The 17,661-nt window shown below is 45.4% G+C and carries 14 protein-coding genes, 1 pseudogene and 1 CRISPR repeat array; of the genes and pseudogenes, 4 read left to right on the top strand and 11 right to left on the bottom strand.

What is annotated here, in order from left to right; translation table 11 throughout:
* Positions 1-50: 50 nt before the first annotated feature.
* Genes SGLY_RS06980 through SGLY_RS06965 form a run of 4 tightly spaced genes read left to right on the top strand, consistent with a single transcriptional unit; the run spans position 51 to position 4,600 of the window.
* Positions 51-830, top strand: a complete 780-nt coding sequence (locus tag SGLY_RS06980) for an ABC transporter ATP-binding protein (RefSeq protein ID WP_013624570.1) — start codon at positions 51-53, stop codon at positions 828-830.
* Entirely contained in the window at positions 820-2,901 is a 2,082-nt protein-coding gene (locus tag SGLY_RS06975; protein ID WP_013624569.1) for an FtsX-like permease family protein, read from the top strand. Before SGLY_RS06980 ends, SGLY_RS06975 begins: the two co-directional genes overlap by 11 nt.
* Complete coding sequence (locus tag SGLY_RS06970; protein WP_013624568.1) at positions 2,901-3,581, top strand: response regulator transcription factor; 681 nt, start codon at positions 2,901-2,903, stop codon at positions 3,579-3,581. Before SGLY_RS06975 ends, SGLY_RS06970 begins: the two co-directional genes overlap by 1 nt.
* Positions 3,578-4,600 carry a sensor histidine kinase gene (locus tag SGLY_RS06965; protein ID WP_013624567.1) on the top strand — a complete coding sequence of 341 codons (1,023 nt, stop codon included), beginning with the start codon at positions 3,578-3,580 and terminating at the stop codon, positions 4,598-4,600. Before SGLY_RS06970 ends, SGLY_RS06965 begins: the two co-directional genes overlap by 4 nt.
* A 457-nt stretch (positions 4,601-5,057) precedes the next feature.
* Here the strand turns inward: SGLY_RS06965 and SGLY_RS17895 are convergent.
* The 11 genes and pseudogenes from SGLY_RS17895 to SGLY_RS06910 all read right to left on the bottom strand — a co-directional run.
* A pseudogene (locus SGLY_RS17895) lies at positions 5,058-5,519 on the bottom strand (IS3 family transposase); the annotation flags it as partial.
* On the bottom strand, positions 5,516-5,803 hold the full coding sequence (locus SGLY_RS06955; RefSeq protein ID WP_013624566.1) for a transposase: 288 nt from the start codon (positions 5,801-5,803) through the stop codon (positions 5,516-5,518). The pseudogene SGLY_RS17895 and the gene SGLY_RS06955, both read right to left, overlap by 4 nt.
* 87 nt (positions 5,804-5,890) lie before the next feature.
* A CRISPR array of direct repeats spans positions 5,891-7,514; the repeat unit is 30 nt; unit sequence CTTTACATTCCATTCTGGTTAAATTACAAG.
* 201 nt (positions 7,515-7,715) lie between these two features.
* Complete coding sequence (gene cas2 / locus SGLY_RS06950; RefSeq protein ID WP_013624565.1) at positions 7,716-7,994, bottom strand: CRISPR-associated endonuclease Cas2; 279 nt, start codon at positions 7,992-7,994, stop codon at positions 7,716-7,718.
* Between the two features lie 6 nt (positions 7,995-8,000).
* Positions 8,001-8,993: a type I-B CRISPR-associated endonuclease Cas1b gene (cas1b, locus tag SGLY_RS06945; protein ID WP_013624564.1), complete on the bottom strand. Its 993-nt coding sequence runs from the start codon at positions 8,991-8,993 to the stop codon at positions 8,001-8,003.
* Between the two features lie 11 nt (positions 8,994-9,004).
* Positions 9,005-9,499, bottom strand: a complete 495-nt coding sequence (cas4, locus tag SGLY_RS06940) for a CRISPR-associated protein Cas4 (RefSeq protein WP_013624563.1) — start codon at positions 9,497-9,499, stop codon at positions 9,005-9,007.
* A 48-nt stretch (positions 9,500-9,547) separates the two neighbouring features.
* Positions 9,548-11,944: a CRISPR-associated helicase/endonuclease Cas3 gene (locus SGLY_RS06935; RefSeq protein WP_013624562.1), complete on the bottom strand. Its 2,397-nt coding sequence runs from the start codon at positions 11,942-11,944 to the stop codon at positions 9,548-9,550.
* 97 nt (positions 11,945-12,041) lie between these two features.
* Positions 12,042-12,800 carry a type I-B CRISPR-associated protein Cas5b gene (cas5b, locus tag SGLY_RS06930; protein ID WP_013624561.1) on the bottom strand — a complete coding sequence of 253 codons (759 nt, stop codon included), beginning with the start codon at positions 12,798-12,800 and terminating at the stop codon, positions 12,042-12,044.
* Entirely contained in the window at positions 12,787-13,659 is an 873-nt protein-coding gene (cas7i, locus tag SGLY_RS06925; protein ID WP_013624560.1) for a type I-B CRISPR-associated protein Cas7/Cst2/DevR, read from the bottom strand. The genes cas5b and cas7i overlap by 14 nt, the downstream gene beginning before the upstream one ends.
* On the bottom strand, positions 13,656-15,368 hold the full coding sequence (cas8a1, locus tag SGLY_RS06920) for a type I-B CRISPR-associated protein Cas8b1/Cst1 (protein WP_013624559.1): 1,713 nt from the start codon (positions 15,366-15,368) through the stop codon (positions 13,656-13,658). The genes cas7i and cas8a1 overlap by 4 nt, the downstream gene beginning before the upstream one ends.
* Positions 15,369-15,383: 15 nt before the next feature.
* Positions 15,384-16,112: a CRISPR-associated endoribonuclease Cas6 gene (cas6, locus tag SGLY_RS06915; RefSeq protein WP_013624558.1), complete on the bottom strand. Its 729-nt coding sequence runs from the start codon at positions 16,110-16,112 to the stop codon at positions 15,384-15,386.
* 485 nt (positions 16,113-16,597) lie between these two features.
* On the bottom strand, positions 16,598-17,644 hold the full coding sequence (locus SGLY_RS06910) for an ABC transporter substrate-binding protein (RefSeq protein WP_013624557.1): 1,047 nt from the start codon (positions 17,642-17,644) through the stop codon (positions 16,598-16,600).
* Positions 17,645-17,661 lie beyond the last annotated feature (17 nt).

The raw sequence follows: 17,661 nt of genomic DNA, 5'->3' as shown, positions 1-17,661 counted from the left end.
CTGCCGTGACGCTTGCTATAATGAAAATCAAGAAAGTCAGGGGGGAGAAAATGAATCCAAAGCGAATATTACGAGTTGAACAGATCACGAAAAGCTATGGTAAGGGTGACAATGTGACAGAAGCGCTCAAAGGAATCAGCTTTGACGTCCTTGAGGGCGAATTCCTTGGGATTATGGGGGCCAGCGGCTCGGGGAAAACGACGCTGCTCAACTGCATTGCCACAATGATCAAACCGACCTCAGGCAAAATCCTGCTCCAAAGCAGCGATATCTCTTCCTTCAAAGGAACCCAGCTGGCTGACTATCGCGGCAGAGAGATTGGCTACCTGTTTCAGGAATTTGAGCTTCTGGATAATTTAACAGCGAGAGAGAATATTATTCTCCCCCTGTCCTTACATCATGTGACCGGCAGGCAGGCTGAACCGGAGCTTCAGGAATTGGCAGACCGCCTGGACATTAAGGGCGTACTGGATAAGTTTCCTGCACAAATGTCCGGCGGGCAGAAGCAGCGTGTGGCCGCTGCCAGGGCCCTGATCTCCAAGCCGAGCATTGTGCTGGCTGATGAGCCGACAGGTGCCCTTGACAGCAAAAACTCTAAGATACTCATGGATAAGCTTTCTGCCATCAATAAGGACCAACAGAAAACAATTTTATTGGTCACGCACAATGCGCTGGCCGCAAGTTATTGCTCACGCATCCTTTTCATTCAAGACGGGCGGCTGTTCCACGAGCTCAGGAAAAATATTGAAACGGAAACCCCGGACCGCTTTTACGGGCGTATCGTGACAGTCATGGCCCAACTGGGAGGTGGCAGCGCAAATGTTCTTTGAGCAGATTCGTCGCAACGCGGCCAAAAATCGAAAAAACAACGGATTATTCTTTGGCTCCCTTATCGTTGCCATTATCGCGTTTTATACCCTATTGTCTTTGGGCGACCAGGATGTCATGCGTTTTTTGAAAACGATGGAAAGCGACGCTGTGCACAAACTTATGCTCTTGATTCCGGTTATCTATCTGATTTCTCTTTTCTTCGTTTTCTTTCTGGTTTACTTTTCCTACCGCTATCAGATGGACAATCGCAAAAAAGAATTTGGGCTCTGTCTGATGCTTGGGATGAAACGAAGCAAACTTTTTGCCATGCTGATGAGCGAAGCCGTTTGGAACAGCCTCGTATCCATTTTACTCGGCTTGCCGCTTGCCTTGCTTCTTACGGAGGGGATCAGCCTAACGACAGCAAAGCTGGTCGGGCTGGGGATCATCGGGCATAAAATTTCTTTCTCAATCCCGGCCGTCCTGGGGACAATTGCCGGGTTTATTGCCGTACAGCTGATCGCCATGCTGTTCCTGAGCCTTGAATTCAGCCGCAAACAGCCGCTGGAGCTGCTCCGATCAGATTGCGCCCAAAAGCAAGTATCTTTATCCGGGAAAAAAGGCGGACTCTGCTTTGTCTTTGGTCTGATATTTCTGATTCTGGCCTATGTGGCTGGAATCAGGCTGCTGAAAAGCTTCGATCCCCAAATTGTGGCCCTGATTTTCATCCTCGGCGGGAGCGGCACCTTTTTGCTGTATCGCGGTCTGGGTGTATTTATCGGTCATCATATCCGGCGGAAAAGTCCGATGCGCTCTGGTTTGTTTACCTTTACAAGCCGGCAGATTCAGGAGAATGTGCTTCACCAGTACAAGGCGCTGGCCGTTTCGTCCTTGCTTTTATTGTTGGCGTTAGCATGCCTGTCTTTTGGGATCGGCGTTGCTTCCGGCCGCGGGTCGGCGGAGACCAGAACAGCGGATTTTTCCATTAGAGGAAGCGAACAGGAAGTGCGCGCGGTTTTGGATTCGGAAGCAAGCAAGCCGATGATTTCTGTGTACTACCCCATGTTTCTGAGTTCGATGGAGACAAACATCTACGATCAAACCGGAGCAGTCCTCCAAAGCAAGCCAAATGCCCACGAGTTCTCCTGGGACGGGCTTCAGGCCGCACTGGCAAAACTGCCCGCAACGGACCTAAGGAACAATATCATGAAGAATTTTTCTGACCGCTCAGCCCCGAATCTCATCTCGGAATCGAGCTACAATGATCTCTTGCAGGCGATTGGCAAGAAACCGCTTCGGCTGGAAAAGGATCAAGCGGCGCTGTACACTTCCATTCCGGATAGCAGCGAATTTATCGGCGTCCTCGACAGTGCCCTGAAGTCCGGCGCTTACATTGAAGTTGACGGCCGGAAATACGAGCTATTGCCCGGCATTTATCAGGATAATGTGGTCGCGGACCGCGCAATCACGCTCTACAGCGGCTTAATCGTTTCCGATGAAAACTACCGGAACTGGGCTTCTGACCGCAGCGAGGTTTTCTGCTGGAATGTTGTGCTGAGCCCAAAGGTCATCGAAGAAAAGGGCTTGATGCAGGCAATTCAATTGATGGAACAGCACCTTGCGGGAACAGGCCTGGAATACGAAAGCTATATCAGCGGCATCGGCAGAAATCTTTTTTATACCGTGGCTGCCAGTTACCTGACAATCTATCTCGGTATTTTATTCATGGTTATTGCCAACACAGTGATCGGATTAAAGTATCTGATGCAGCAGCGGGCAAATCAACGCCGTTACCTTACTTTGCTTATGTTTGGAGCCGGGATAAAGGATCTGTGCAAATCGGCCAAAGAGCAAATCCAACTGTTTTTTGCTTTGGCACTTGGTATCGCAGTGCTCAATTCCGTCTTTGCAATCTGGTCTATGTTCACCAGTTTTCTGAAATTACCGGCGGAAACACCCTTTGCCAAGGTGGTATTGCTTGCGGGGACCGCCTTCAGCCTGTTTGTGGTGATCGAATTCATTTATATCAGCATTGTTGAACAAACCAGCAAGCGAGAGATCCAAGCATTGCGGGTAACAGACGGGGGGTGATGCCTTTGCCTAGAATCATGGTCATCGAAGATGACATTTACTTGCGGGAAGAGCTTGTCCATACCTTCATCAAGAAGGGATACTCGGTATTGAGCATCTCTTCTTTCGACGCGCCTGAAGAAGAAATTCTGGACAGCAATCCCGACTTAGCCCTGTTAGACTTAAACCTTCCGGGCAGCTCAGGATTTGAATTGTGCAAAAGGCTGAAAGCGCGAGCATCTTTTCCGATCCTGGTGCTCACAGCGCGCGATACCCTGTCAGATGAATTATACGCCCTGGAGCTTGGCGCGGATGATTTTCTGACAAAGCCATGCCACTCTGACCGTCTGATCGCTCGGGCGGAGCGATTGCTTCAAACATACGGAAAGGTGCGAAACTTGGTACAGGCGGGAGGCCTTGTCCTGGACCTTGATACCTATAAGGTGATTTGGCAAAATGCGCATGTGGTCTTGTCCGATACGGAAGGAAAATTTCTGCGGGTTTTGCTGGAACAGTACCCGGACGTGGTTTCCAAACAGAGACTGCTTGTTGAGCTTTGGGGCGGCGAGGCCTATGTTGACGAAAACATTCTTCAAGTAAATGTCACCCGCCTGAGAAAGAGCTTGGCTGCCATAGGTCTCAGAGAGATGATTCAAACTGAGCGGGGACAAGGTTACCGTCTGGAGGTAAGAAAATCATGAAACGGCGGGATATGAGCTTGAAAGCCGAAAAACAATGGCTTAACCTGTTGCTTTTCACTGACCTTTTTTTTATCTTTTTGGTCTGGCTGGCCGGCCCGGACACCTTTGGAGGCCTTATTGTCATCATCTTGCTTTTTACCGCCGTTATTGTTCTTGCGGGGTATTGGCTTGATCGAATCAGACAAAAAAACCAGATGGAGGTGCTGCAATCTTTTCTGAGCAGTCCGGATGAAGAAACGGAACAACGTTTATTCGCAATACTAGATGCTTCCTGGCACCCCATGATCCGGATGGCGTCGGCCCGGCTCAGAGAGCAGTCCCAAGCTCTATCAGATAAACAGCTTGAATTGCAAAGCTATCAGGAATTCATCGAGGCCTGGACCCACCAAATCAAGACCCCTCTGTCTCTTGCAACATTGATTTTGGCCAACCACAGGGAAGAAATGTCATCGTATGTTTATCATCGGATGGAGCACGTCCGCTGCACGGTCAACAGCGATGTTGAACGGATCTTATATTATGCCCGGCTTCAGGCTGACCACGCGGACGATCAATTCGCGAAAATGAGTTTAAGCGACTGTGTTCAGGAATGTCTTGAAAATTTTCGCGCGATATCGGGTGAAAAGAACATTGACGTGCAACTGAACCTTAAGCCTTTACAGGTTGTAAGCGACAAGAAGGTCCTGGCCTTCATGCTCTCCCAGCTTTTCAGCAATGCCTTCAAGTACTCGGCGCCTGACAATGGTGTTGTCCGTGTCGTCAGCTGGCCGGACACTGCGGACGACGGTAAAATCCATCTTGCCGTCCGGGATAACGGCAAGGGTGTTCCACCTGAAGATCTGCCCTTCCTTTTTGATAAGGGATTTACCGGCAGCTGTCCGGAGCGGCAGAATGCAACAGGGATGGGCCTGTATCTCGTCAAAAAATATGCCGAAGCCTTATCCGTCGAGGTCAAGATTGAGCCAATATCGATATCCGGTCAAGGTTTTGGTATCGAGCTGATCTTTCCCCAGGTCTAGTGTTTAATCAAAGACAGTGAAGAGGACTTTGCCCACAAACTCCCTGAGTTTAGCTCTTTGGTTTCCAAGGAGAGCGATTTTATGTTTGCTCAAGCAAAGGAAAGAGCGACGCCACCGGCATCACGCTCCTTGCAAACCACTGACTGTTCTACTTTGACGGACAAGGTTCTTTTTTAGCCGGAATGATCATCATCTTCTGGAAAGTCTTTACATCCAACTCTGGCTAAATTACAAGGCGCAACGTATCAATTTCACTGCCATAATCGGTATCGTGTTTACATTCCATTCTGGTTAAATTACAAGAGATGAAGAAGCCTGTCAGGCCATGCCTTACTTTGGTTTACATTCCACTATGGCTAAATTACAAGGCGGAATGTCTCTTTTGATGATCTGACGCTGGCGGATGTTTACATTCCACTATGGCTAAATGACCTTGTCCCAAACCATTAGACACCTAAAACAGATCGAGAATTCCTGCAACATATAACCAGCCTTCATCTGTCGGTACATAGGTTATGTCGCTTACCCATTTCTGATTGGGTTTTTCCGCAGTAAATTCTCTGTTCAGTATGTTTTCTGCAACTGGAAGTTTATGATTGGAATTGGTTGTCGCCTTATATTTCTTGACTACTTTTGACTTCAAGCCATTTTCTTTCATGATTTTGGCTACAAGTTTCCGGTTCACCGGTGCTTCGGGTTTACTTAGATTTTCTGCGATTTTTAATGAACCTGGAATCATTTTGTTTTCATAAAAATTTTGCTTTACTGCTTCGATCAGTTCTTTCCTGCGTATGCTTCTTTTGCTTTCAGGTGGTTTATCCCATACATAATATGTGCTTCTAGAAACATGAAGTATTCTGCACAGCTTCGCTATTTTATACTTTGCGGATTCAGCTTTGATAAACTTATATTTCTCTATTTCTGGTTTTTCGCGAAGTAAGCTGCCGCCTTTTTTAATATTTCTATTTCTTCTCTAAGTTCTTTGTTTTCTTTTGCAAGTCGCTTTAATTCCTCATCTTCTGCTTTGACATGTCCGCTGCCGACAAAGGGCTTGCTGCTGTTCTGACGGTATCTGGCTACCCATCCGTATACAGTGTTTTCATAAATACCTACTTCACGAGCAACTGCCGTCACTGATTCTCTGTTTTCTACCACTCTTTTACAGATTTCCAGCTTATACGCTTGATCAAAGTTTTTGGCCATTTTCAAACACCTCTTATTTTTATTGTACTTGGTGTTTAGGGTGTCTGTAAAACGGGGTATCGGTCATTATCAGGTATCCCCCAGCAGCGTTTACATTCCATTCTGGCTAAATTACAAGGCAGTTTGTAAATATCTCTGAAGACAACGTGATCAAGTTTACATTCCATTCTGGCTAAATTACAAGAAAGAATTGGAAGGGCAATTACAGGAAGCCATAGGAGTTTACATTCCATTCTGGCTAAATTACAAGCTGGGTCTGGGTTATCTCGTTTAAGCGGTATCGTCCGTTTACATTCCATTCTGGTTAAATTACAAGCCAGTCGATATCAAGGACACAGTATTTCACATTTGCGTTTACATTCCATTCTGGTTAAATTACAAGTACCCGCAGCCTGATCACCCTTGATGCTGATCACCTATTTACATTCCATTCTGGTTAAATTACAAGCTTGCCATTTCAGACTGACTATCAATAAGTAACTTAATTTACATTCCATTCTGGTTAAATTACAAGGGTATAAGACCTGTCAGTCCGTGCTTGATGTGATCGATTTACATTCCATTCTGGTTAAATTACAAGGATGCCGAGGGCAATGAGCAGGCGTTGGAGTTAGAAAATTTACATTCCATTCTGGTTAAATTACAAGCTGGTCATATATCATGGCCTATAAGCTTCAGCAGGCTTTACATTCCATTCTGGTTAAATTACAAGACTTTTTCGCGGCAAGCGAATAGATAACAGCGAACTTTACATTCCATTCTGGTTAAATTACAAGTCATACTATTTCAAGGTTGACGGCGCGGCCATAATTTACTTTACATTCCATTCTGGTTAAATTACAAGAATCCGGAAAGATGGCTAAGGCTTCTTCAGTAGTAGTCTTTACATTCCATTCTGGTTAAATTACAAGGTGTCATCGACATCAATTTCAATCTCCGGGGACAGGCCCTTTACATTCCATTCTGGTTAAATTACAAGTTTTATACGGAACGATGCTATAATGAAATCAAAATCCTTTACATTCCATTCTGGTTAAATTACAAGTTGGGAGTATGAATATTATTCTCGTACTTTGAAACCACTTTACATTCCATTCTGGTTAAATTACAAGCTGTATGGATATATACCGTATCGACATTGACAATCAACTTTACATTCCATTCTGGTTAAATTACAAGCTGTATGGATATATACCGTATCGACATTGACAATCAACTTTACATTCCATTCTGGTTAAATTACAAGCTGTATGGATATATACCGTATCGACATTGACAATCAACTTTACATTCCATTCTGGTTAAATTACAAGGAGTTTCTTGGTCATTGATTCTATCAAGGATGTTGATCTTTACATTCCATTCTGGTTAAATTACAAGGGCCACGGGCGGCATTACAAGCGGCCCAATGCTGGCTCCTTTACATTCCATTCTGGTTAAATTACAAGGGCCTCGGAGGTAGGGGAGGCGTACAATGTGGAGGCCTTTACATTCCATTCTGGTTAAATTACAAGGAGGATAACGTGGATAATTTAGTTATTTATGCTGACTTTACATTCCATTCTGGTTAAATTACAAGCAAGACGGACTCTTCAGTGTAATGTGAACATAAAGACTTTACATTCCATTCTGGTTAAATTACAAGGTCGGCCGAGAGAATAATACCTGTAAGTTTGCTATTCTTTACATTCCATTCTGGTTAAATTACAAGCTTCCTTCCTGAAACCGGCCTATATCAAGGCCTCCACCTTCAATTTCTGTCGATCTATACGGTGGCACCCAAAATCAACACCTATTTTCCCAGATAAGTCTGCTGTCATCATACACATTTTCCAGGCATATCAATGCTTTGTCGTTCTCCGGGAAAAATTACACTATCCCCGGTCGACAGAAAACCTCATTATCCAAAACCCTAGAAAAAATTAGAGGTTTTATCATCCTCTTTGCCCCAAAATTCTTTTTGCAGCCATCGCTCCTCTCTGCTTTTAAAAACCAATACGGAGTCCCGGTCCTCTCTAATATAAGCGCTTAGCTCCGCCTGAAGCTTTTTCAGCAGAGCGGGAGTAATGTCTCCTTCAAATACCGATTTCTGTACATGAGTCAAATACTTCTTGCAGGTTTTGAAAATCCGTCTGGAAGCCCTGGCTCCGCCTTCATCCATTTCAATATCATAAACCAGTATAATATACATTGCCTTTCACCACCAGATCATAAAACCTTCATATTGCTTGTCCCCCATCAAATGCTTGATCAGCTTATAACACTCAAGCCGGATAAGATAGCGGTAAGATACATTCTTATTCAGCCCTTTATGCCGGATCGTCCGATTCAGATCTTCATCATATTGCTCCAATAAACGCTTGCGCCCGGCCTCTTTCAAATAGCAAAAATTGGACTCCCGCTCAAAATCCTTTTCCGTTAGCATTTTCTTATTCAGCATGGAAAAAATCAAGCGGTCAGCGATCAGAGGTTTGAAGACTTCGGCAATATCCAGACAAAGGGAAAACCGCCGCTCTCCCGCGCTATGGAGATAGCTCACCGCCGGATGGAGCTGCGTTTTATAGATCTCGGTCAGACAGGTCACATAGACCAGGGAATTTACAAAAGAAATCAGGGCATTGATCATATTGTCCGGCGGGCGTTTGACTCTCTTTTCAAAGTCAATCTCCTGGTTAATGATTTCTTTCCAGCTGCCATAATAAGCCTTCCTGATGCTTCCTTCCACTCCCATCAGTTCCTGAATATCCTTGGCCGTTTCAATTCCTTTTCTTAACCCCCTGATCTCTGCCATACAAGCTTCCAAGTCCCGGCTGCGCTCATTATAATAGCGCAGATTGCGCAGCATATTATAGCTGGCCGCCTCAATGAAAGCCCTGGCAATTTCCAACCGCTGCCGCGGGTCCGTATAATGCTGTACCTGACCAATCAATAACTTGCCCGATACATTTTCTTCCTTAGGATAGAAGCTCCCGGTATAAAACCCGTAATAATTAAAGATGTGAATCGGGATAGACAATTGTCCCGCATAGTTCAGGCATTTGGTATTCAGGCTGACCTCTCCGAACAGGTAAATATCTCTGGTCATTTCCACTTTAATATCCTTGAAGCGTCCGTCCGGCGCCACCATGCGCAAAACATTATCCTTACGCTGCAATTCCCCGTTGGAAAAAAGATAAAAACTTTCCGCCATATCCATCCTCCCTACACATAACAGTACTCATAATAAGCACAACTCTTACAGATTTTTGCGTTGACCGGCGGGGGCATTTTTTCCTGGGACACAATCTCCTCAATATCCTGCAGAATTCTCTTGATTTTCTCCTCATCCCCCGGTTCCAGCCTGATTTCCTCCCGTTCCTTGATCTTGGGATAATCCAGAATACCTTTCTCGATCTTGATACCCCGCTGGTTCAGAAAATAAAGGTAATACTTAACCTGCCAGATGGACGCTTCTTCAATGCTTTTGCTCTTTTTAATTTCGTGCAGGATCTTCCAGTCTTTGATAAAATCCACATTCACGGTTTCATCAATCATAATGTGCTTGTGCTCCCGGCCATAAGCCATATCATCAAGAATCTTCCCCAATAAAACCCGCTCGCTCTCATTTTCCAGAGTAATGTGCTGGCTAAAGCACCATAGCTTCCGTCGGCAGACAAAATAGTAATAAAACATCGTTCCGGTAATGTGCAAGGCCATTTCCCCTCCTTTCGCCGGACGGCTTCACAAAGGCGGCAAATTTTCCGGCTAAAAACTCCGTGATGAAAAATCTGTAAATTCGGCATTCTTTTTCAGGGCCGGACGAATCATCCCCACTTGACTGTTATAATCGCCTTTCACAATGGGAACTCGTTCATACCGATTAAGCTCCAAGATCTGATCCGTTTCAATATCTTGATACCAAGAACGGGAAATATCCACCGTAAAGTCCATGATCGCATTGCGTGCCTTAGCTTTCGATTCCTTTAACTCCCTGATCTGCTCTTCCGTCATGCCGGAATAATCCATCTGGAGAATTGACTGAGCCTGTGCAATCTCCTGCCGATAAGTTTCGTACACCTGACGGGGAATCACGGCCACATTATCAATGTCCCTGAACTTCTCTTTGGCCTTACTGGCCTTAATCTCTCCCACAGACCAACAGTCAGCATAAGCTAAATCTTTTTTAATGTGCTCATAATACTCCGGCAGGTTTTCCTTCGTATACAATTTTTCAATCATCTCCACCTTCTGCGCTTCTCTCAAGATCCCATCCGTTTCTGCCAAAGCCGCTTGAGAAAGGCGGTGGATCTCTTGATCAATAAAGACTCCCACCCCGCTGCACGGCTTGCTTCCTCCCGTAAATACAAAGCAATTGTACGGAGTGCCTTTCAGTTCCCGCTTGCGGTAGCACCGGCCCATCCGCTGAAAAAGACCGTTCAGGTCGGACAGCTCGGTGAACAGCAGATCAAAATCGATGTCCAGAGAAGCCTCGACAATTTGCGTGGCTATCCAGATCCCGCTCTGGTTACTGTCTTTTTCACCCATTTTTAAGATCAGCCGTTCCTTTTCTCTCCGGTCCCGTTTGATAAAGCAGCTGTGGAGCAAGTTCACCCCGGAAGCTTCCCGCTCCCCATCTCTATCCTCTGACGGATCGCCCTCCTTCCCATTGACATCAACCAGTTTAACCTCCTGCAAATCCTGATCCCACCGAAGCTGGCGGTACAGATTGACTGCACTCTTCACCGTATTGCAAATCACCAGGATCTTTTTGCCCGGATATTGCCTGCTCAGCTCCACGATATCTTCCCCGCTGATCGCTTTCGCAATCACCTTCAGGCTATGCCGGATTCTGCCATCGGTAAAGGTGCGGCGAGGCGCAAAAGGTATCTTCTCCTCTCGCAGAAGATCGATGAAAAAGGCCGGCAGAGTCGCTGTGAGAATAGCAAACCTGCCCCCCATTCCGGTGATATAGCGCAGCCCTAAAATCAAATAGGCCATCAGTTCAGGGGAATACATCTGAACTTCATCAATAATAATTTTGGCATAGGCCAGAGTCGCCAGCTTCCGCTCAAACCCCCAATAGAGGAAAACAAAATCAAACAGCTGATCCAGAGTACAAACAGTTAGGGGCAAAGATAATTGTCGGGTCCTGGCATAATAAAGATCTGCAGGGATATCTTCCTCTTCCTCCTTTGTTTCTTTGCCCTTTGCGCTTTCTTCTTTAAGCTGCAAATACTGGGTGTAAGTGTCGGAATGCAGGAGGCCTACCCGTTCGTCCTTTTTTTCCATGACGATTTCGTCAATGATCCGCTGGTAGATGGCATTAATCGCACTTTTCAGGGGCAGGGTAAAGAACCCCTTGGCATTGCCCAGCCACAGCAGACCTGCCTCGGTTTTTCCCATCCCGGTCTGGGCGATGGCTATTACATTTTTATCCCGGTTCTGACTCATATAAAGCTGCAAATCGTTCCATTTGGTTCCAATACCGTTCTTTCTCCAACGCTCTATTAAGCCTTCCATATCTTGCGCCAAAAAATCATTGGGATGCTCTACTTTCACATGAGCACTAGCAGCATAATCCAGGCGGATCAACAAGCCTTCCAACTTGATAAAGCGAGGGAACAAATCTTGATCTCTTTTGCCGATCCGCTTACCGACTCCAAAATAGCGTTGATTGATTACTTTTTGGATCTCACCTTTCCAGGGCAATTCCGAATATTCAAAGCGTTCCCACCCCTCTCTGAGTTTAGGAAACTCCGCCTCAATTTCCTTATTGCCCATCGGCATTTTCCGGTCATGATGATAAGCCACCGCTTGATAGAGCAGTTTTAAATCATCGTTATTCAATCCCTTTTCCTGCCTGAGCCGTTTCCAGTCGATAAATGCCAAGCTCAAGAGCCCATGGGGGATACCATCATAAGGAATCCGGCGGGCAATGCAATATTGGAACCGGGGATACAATTTGCCCATATCGTGATAAAGGCAGGCCAGTCGCAGCAATTCATATAATTTATCCCAATCTGCGAACAGATTGGGATAAAGCTCTTTGAGAATGTTCAAGTTGCACAGCAAACCGTCCGTATGGGTTTGAATATCCTCTTTCGGTTGAGATTTGGCCAAGGCTGATTCATCTATCCCTTTTCGTCTTTTCTTCTCATCCATAAAGCTCACCTCTGCTTACCTTAATCAGCCTGCTCAGTATTAATCAGACCTGTATAACCTAAAGCCAGGCCCGTTTACTTTGAAGTCAGACCTTTCTTTAAACCAGATAGGCGACAAGCCCATCCTCATCCAGCGTCACTTTTCCTTCAATCAGCGCAGTGGGCACGCCGTAAATAACGTCCACCTTATTCCAGCGCCTGAATCGTTTGGGCGCTTTTTTTGTCCCATAATCAACCAATTCATAATCCTTGGTCAGCCTGTAGCGGGTTCCCGGCTGACGATCTCCCATGACCCGGTTATGATGGAGCAGTTGGACGCTTTCGTCCTCCAGAAGACTCAGCGGAATATAGGCATAGTAATCATCGGGGGCGTCAACTGGCTCCTCCAGTTCGGTCAGGCTTAACTCGACGACCTTTACCTCCTCAAATGTGGCCAGATCTTCCCGCCGGCCCAAGGAAGGGTATTCTTTGGGGTTCTTAAGCGCTTGATGGATTTCCTCAACTTTCTCCTGATCCTCAGGCATGATGTGGAGCAAAAGCTCCACATCCACCAGCAGCTCCGCGGTCGCTACCCCCTGATTGATCCCGTACTCTCCCGCTTGCAATTGATGCCTGGCCGCTTCATATTTCATGGCATTTTTAAATTCATAGCGGGTGTAGAGATCATTGACCCTGGAAAAATACTTGCCCTGAACACTGACCTGCATGGGCTGATACTCGGTATAGCCGCATAAACTGTGCACCATCCCGATCACCGTAGAATGAGGAGGCAGAGGATAGGTTTCTTTCAGCTGGAAGCTGGTGGGCTTCTTGTAATTCACCATATCCTGGTGCAGGCGGACTCTAACGGCCTTCATAGTACTGATCCACCTTTTCCTTCAGTTTGGTGAAAAACGCGGGCATGGACGAAGCGCCAAGGGTTTCTTTCAGGGCGCCGGTATTGACGAAACTATTCTCCACCACGCCGCAATAGGTGTCCTCCTTGATATTGTCGTAAAGAACCCCTTCAATCTCCGCGATATTGACAGTATTATTTTTCACATCGACCACATTCTGAAAGACGGGATTTTTGATATCATAAACTCCGCCAATGGCAAACAACGGTTTCAGATCTTCCCTGCGGCCGCGGATATCCCTATACAAAAAGGCCAGCGTGTCCAGCAGTTTTTTAACCCGCCGCGCCCTTTCCGCACCTGGCAGGCTGATGTCATATACCTCATCCTCACCGATCTGATCCAGGTCGGCTGTGACGGTATAGCGGTAATAGGAGCGATGAATTTCCGCCTGGGCGATATTCATATTCTCTTTAATCTTATCCGCCTGACCTTTATTGGTCAGGAAGTCGAGGTCACCATGAAAAGGTTCCAGTGATATCGCATGAGAAAGCCGCACTTTGGCACTGCGTTTCTTGCCTCCTGTCCCCTTCTCTGTCTTTAAATAACCGAAAAAGTCGATTTCCGGATAATGCTCAATGGTAGCTTCTTCGCTAAATTGAATCACCTTTTTTTCTCCGCTGCCCTCTGCCTTTACCGGCGCCAAATCCTCTCCCAGCTGTTCGGCAATATTGTAGCGCAGCGCTTGTCGGGATATATACGTGTACTGATCTCCCCGGTCCCGGGAAATCTTTTTCAGAGCGGCCACATTGCCCACACTTTCGCCATAATTGGCGCTCTCCGCTTGAAATATAATAGTTAATGTCAATCCTTTGCTTTTCATTTTTTCTCCTCCTCCATTTCCCCAACCGGACTGCTGCCTTTGTCTTCGCTCTTGCTATTATCGATCAAGGCGGCAACAAAAGCATATCCCACAGTGCTGAAATCCTTTTCCTGTCCCAGCGAGTCGGTATGTACCCTCTGAACTGGAAAACCTACATAAAGATAACAATTCAACGTTACATCCAAAAACATTTCCTGATTGGACGTTTTTAGCGCATTAAGTAAGCGATAGCAAATACCCGGCAGTTTATGCTGAGCATTTTTCCCATAATAGTACCTTTTTAACTGTTCTCCAGCTGTTCTGGCCTCCCGGACCAGGGCGTTGTCCTTATCTTCACACCCCATTTTCATCCCTCCTAACGTTTGGTAAATCCGTTGATTGATTCTTAATAAATGGGTGATATGCGCTCCGTTAAAGCGGCATTTGGACGGATCGGACAGCAGATCATAAAGCATGCGGTGAATCAGGGTAAATAAGTTCTGATTGTTAAAAATCCGGGAAATCGCTTCATCATAGATGCGGACGGTTAGTTTATTTTCCGCAAACGATGTATTGATGAGACTGTCCAGCCTGTCCTTTGAATCAAAAATAAGCTGCAGCATTTTGCGGGACAAAATATTGAACCGGTAAGCCTCCCGTTCATAACGAACCACCTGGATATCGGCCAGTTCATAGCTAGCACCTGCATTCTCCTGTTCGTGCAGGGCTCCGATCAGAACCGGATAAATGGAGCGTAAATTTCCTTCCTTTCGGAGAACCTCGTGATGGATTTTGTAGTTAACTTCATAAGCGTCTTCCACACTCGTATTGATATTGATATAGATCCCCCGGTCGTAAACATAGGTGAATCCGGCGGGCAAACAGGAATAAATCAATTTGCACAAGGGGCAGACCGCAATATCGTTTTGAAAATCCCACACATGAGAGGATTTTCTGGCTACATCAAATCCGGTGGCGTTCATAAAGCTCAGGTCAAGGCTCATATCCTTGATCGGCTCATCGCAAATAAAACAGTGATATTTGAATTTATCTTTATTCTGCTTGAGGTAAGCGATGGCTCCATCCACAAAATGCGCTTTGTAATCCAAATAAACATCTTTTTCTTTTGTCTGGGGATTCAGGAAACTGACCCCGTTCCAGGCATTCTTAATCACGGTGTAAATAATGTTCTTAGCCCGAATGTACCGTTTCCCTTCCGGACTTTCACAATAAGAGATGATTTTCCTTAATGTAGAGAAGGTTTCCCTGACCTTAGCGATCAATTCAGGCTTGTCCGCCGCAAAAGCCTGTTCGCTTTTCGGTTCTTTGATGGAGACCAATTCCTTTTCCCAAACCAGGATATCTTCACCCAGTGCCATCAGTTCATAGGCTGCTTTATAGCTGTTGCTCTTGATCAGGCTTTTCACGGTTTTGATCTGTTCATTCAAAGCGTTAAGATCCTTAAGGACAAATGTCCCAAACTCATCGTCCTCCTGGGCTTCCAGCCATTCTTTAAAGCTGACGATTTTATACCATGATAAAGTTTTCTCATAGGCCTTGATGAAATAAGCAAAATACTTTTCCTCGAAGTTTTCCAGAAGTTTGGATGAAAATTTTATAGATTCATTTTCAAAGAGAACGTTTTCCCTGCCGACAATGCGGATAAACCCAATCACTGCCCCGTTCCACTGCCAGTCTCCCAGTCTGAGGCGTAAAATCTCCTCTTCCATCTTCCTCCCTCCTTTCTACAAGATATCCAGGCAGCCAAAGCCTAAAGAACGCTTGCTTCCCAGCCCCGATTTGTAGAGATAATCCAGTAAGTAAGGCTCTCCCTCCAACGCAAATGTTCCAATGGTACAGGGTAAATAAATTGAATAACAGAGCACTACCGTTTTCCTGAGCTGGATCGGTTTGATGTTCAGTCCATCTACATCGTGGCCCGCATCCCGTCCCAAAACAGTTCGCAGTTCAGACTTTAAATTGCGCTTCCAGACCGCTTCAAACAGCTTATCTTCAAAGGTTAAATACCAATCCCTGCCCTCTTTCTGGTCATGATCCCGCACCACGACGGGCGAAAGAATCCGAAAAGCCGCCGTGTCAGTCATCTCATGTTCCCGGACCTTGGTCACTGCTGTGATTTTAAGCTGGTTTCCGGTGTCGGCTAAAGGGGCCCAGTGGTTGCGCCTGGACAGTAAGGCATTGATTAAATGCACCCCCATCATCACATCCCGCGTGGTAAAGGTAGCAACGAAGCGCTTGCTTTTTAAGGTTATGCCTGTTTTTACAATTTCTACTTCTGGCCGGAAATAAATGGCTGAACACAGGGGTTTATAATTGGCCCCAGAGCTATAAAGTGCCTGATAAATGTCTCGGTTATGGTCCTCAAAAATTTTTTTCAAATAAGACAGAAACTTCTCCCTATAATTCAGGGGCAATGTCTCTTCTTTCGTCTCCAATTCCACTTTAATCCGCATAGCATTCACCTCCCGTCTTTATATTTCTCATGTTAAATTCCAAATTGGTTAGATTAATATGGCGCCAACTACATATATTATTACATTCCATATTGGGTAGATAACGAACCGAAAAGCAAAATCTAATTATAAAATATTAGAACCAATATAAGTAGTAGTAGAGAATTACAAATTTATATTATAATACATGGATATTGTTGTCCATTTTTTTATTTCGCGTTATTATTTCAATTCTCTCTTTTATTCTTGTTTTTCAGATATCATTCGATATCAATTACTATTTTCTCGCTTTCTTCAACAGCTCATCATCATATTTTGTCTTATTTTTCCCAGGTCAGTTTTTACAATTCTCCATCAAAAAAGACCGGGATCTATTCCCGGCACATTTTGCTTCCTTTCCTCTTTGGCCAAAGCAAAAGAGGCCTGCCTCATTAAAAGAGGCAGGCCGCGGAGTAAATTTACGATTGTCCAGTATATGTTTGGATCTATTTTCCTGTTGCCTGCTGCCAATATTTACTGGCAAAGGTATCTTCTGAGATTACCGCAGGCTTCGTTAACAATCCGTATTTGTGTGCCAGATCACCGGTTTGCTTTATGGCATTCATATCTGTATAGCCAATTTTAGCCGGATCAAATCCCTGTGGTTCAACAAGCTTCGCCACTTCTTTGGCCATGTATACCTGATGGTCCAGAGAAACGCTCTTGTCTGCGTCATAAACTGTTTTACCGGCTACCGCGGGGTCTGCGCAAGCATCCTGCCATCCTTTGATCGAAGCTTTGAGGAAGCGTTGATAAAGATCGGCATTCTTTGCTATCCAATCCGATTTTACAAAAAGGCAATCCTCGAGCATGGCAACCTTGGCATCGTTCATATCAATCACATGAAGATCGCTCTCTTTCATTCCCGCTTCCAGAAGTAGTCCGTATTCGTTATAGGTCATTGCTGAAGCGGCATCCAGCTGATCATTCAGCAGCTGGTTCATGGTGTAATCCTGCTGTACCAGCTTGAGATCTTTCTCCTTGTTCAGTCCGTTTGCTTCTAATAAAGCATAAATTTCGTATTCATTTCCCCCAAACCAGGAACCAACTTTTTTCCCTTTCAGATCCGCGGGCGAATTAATTCCTTTTGAGGTTTTAGATACCAGCAGCAGAGCGCTTTTCTGGAATATTTGTCCGACATGAACAAGATCCCATCCCTGAGACTGATATTTCATTAAGCTGGAAACCCATGTTACCCCTACATCAGCCACCCCATTGTATACCTGCTGTTCCGGGATAATATCGCTTCCGCCGGGAAGAATCTGCAAGTCAATTCCTTGTTCCTTGTAATATCCTTTGGCCTGAGCGACATAGTACCCCATGAATTGTGATTGAGGCAGCCATTTAAGCTGAAGGGTCATTTTGTCAAGTTTCCCCGAAGCCTGGGCTCCTTGATCTGAACTTGCCTGGGGGCTGGAACTACATCCTGAGATAACCAAGACTGCTAACAGAAGCACAACCAAGAGACCTGTCAAAACTTTTCTTTTCCCCATAAATCGTCAACTCCTAA

Origin of the sequence: Syntrophobotulus glycolicus DSM 8271 (assembly GCF_000190635.1) — a bacterium.
In the GTDB taxonomy this organism is placed as follows: Bacteria; Bacillota; Desulfitobacteriia; order Desulfitobacteriales; family Syntrophobotulaceae; genus Syntrophobotulus; species Syntrophobotulus glycolicus.
This window is presented reverse-complemented; position numbering and strand designations above follow the sequence as displayed.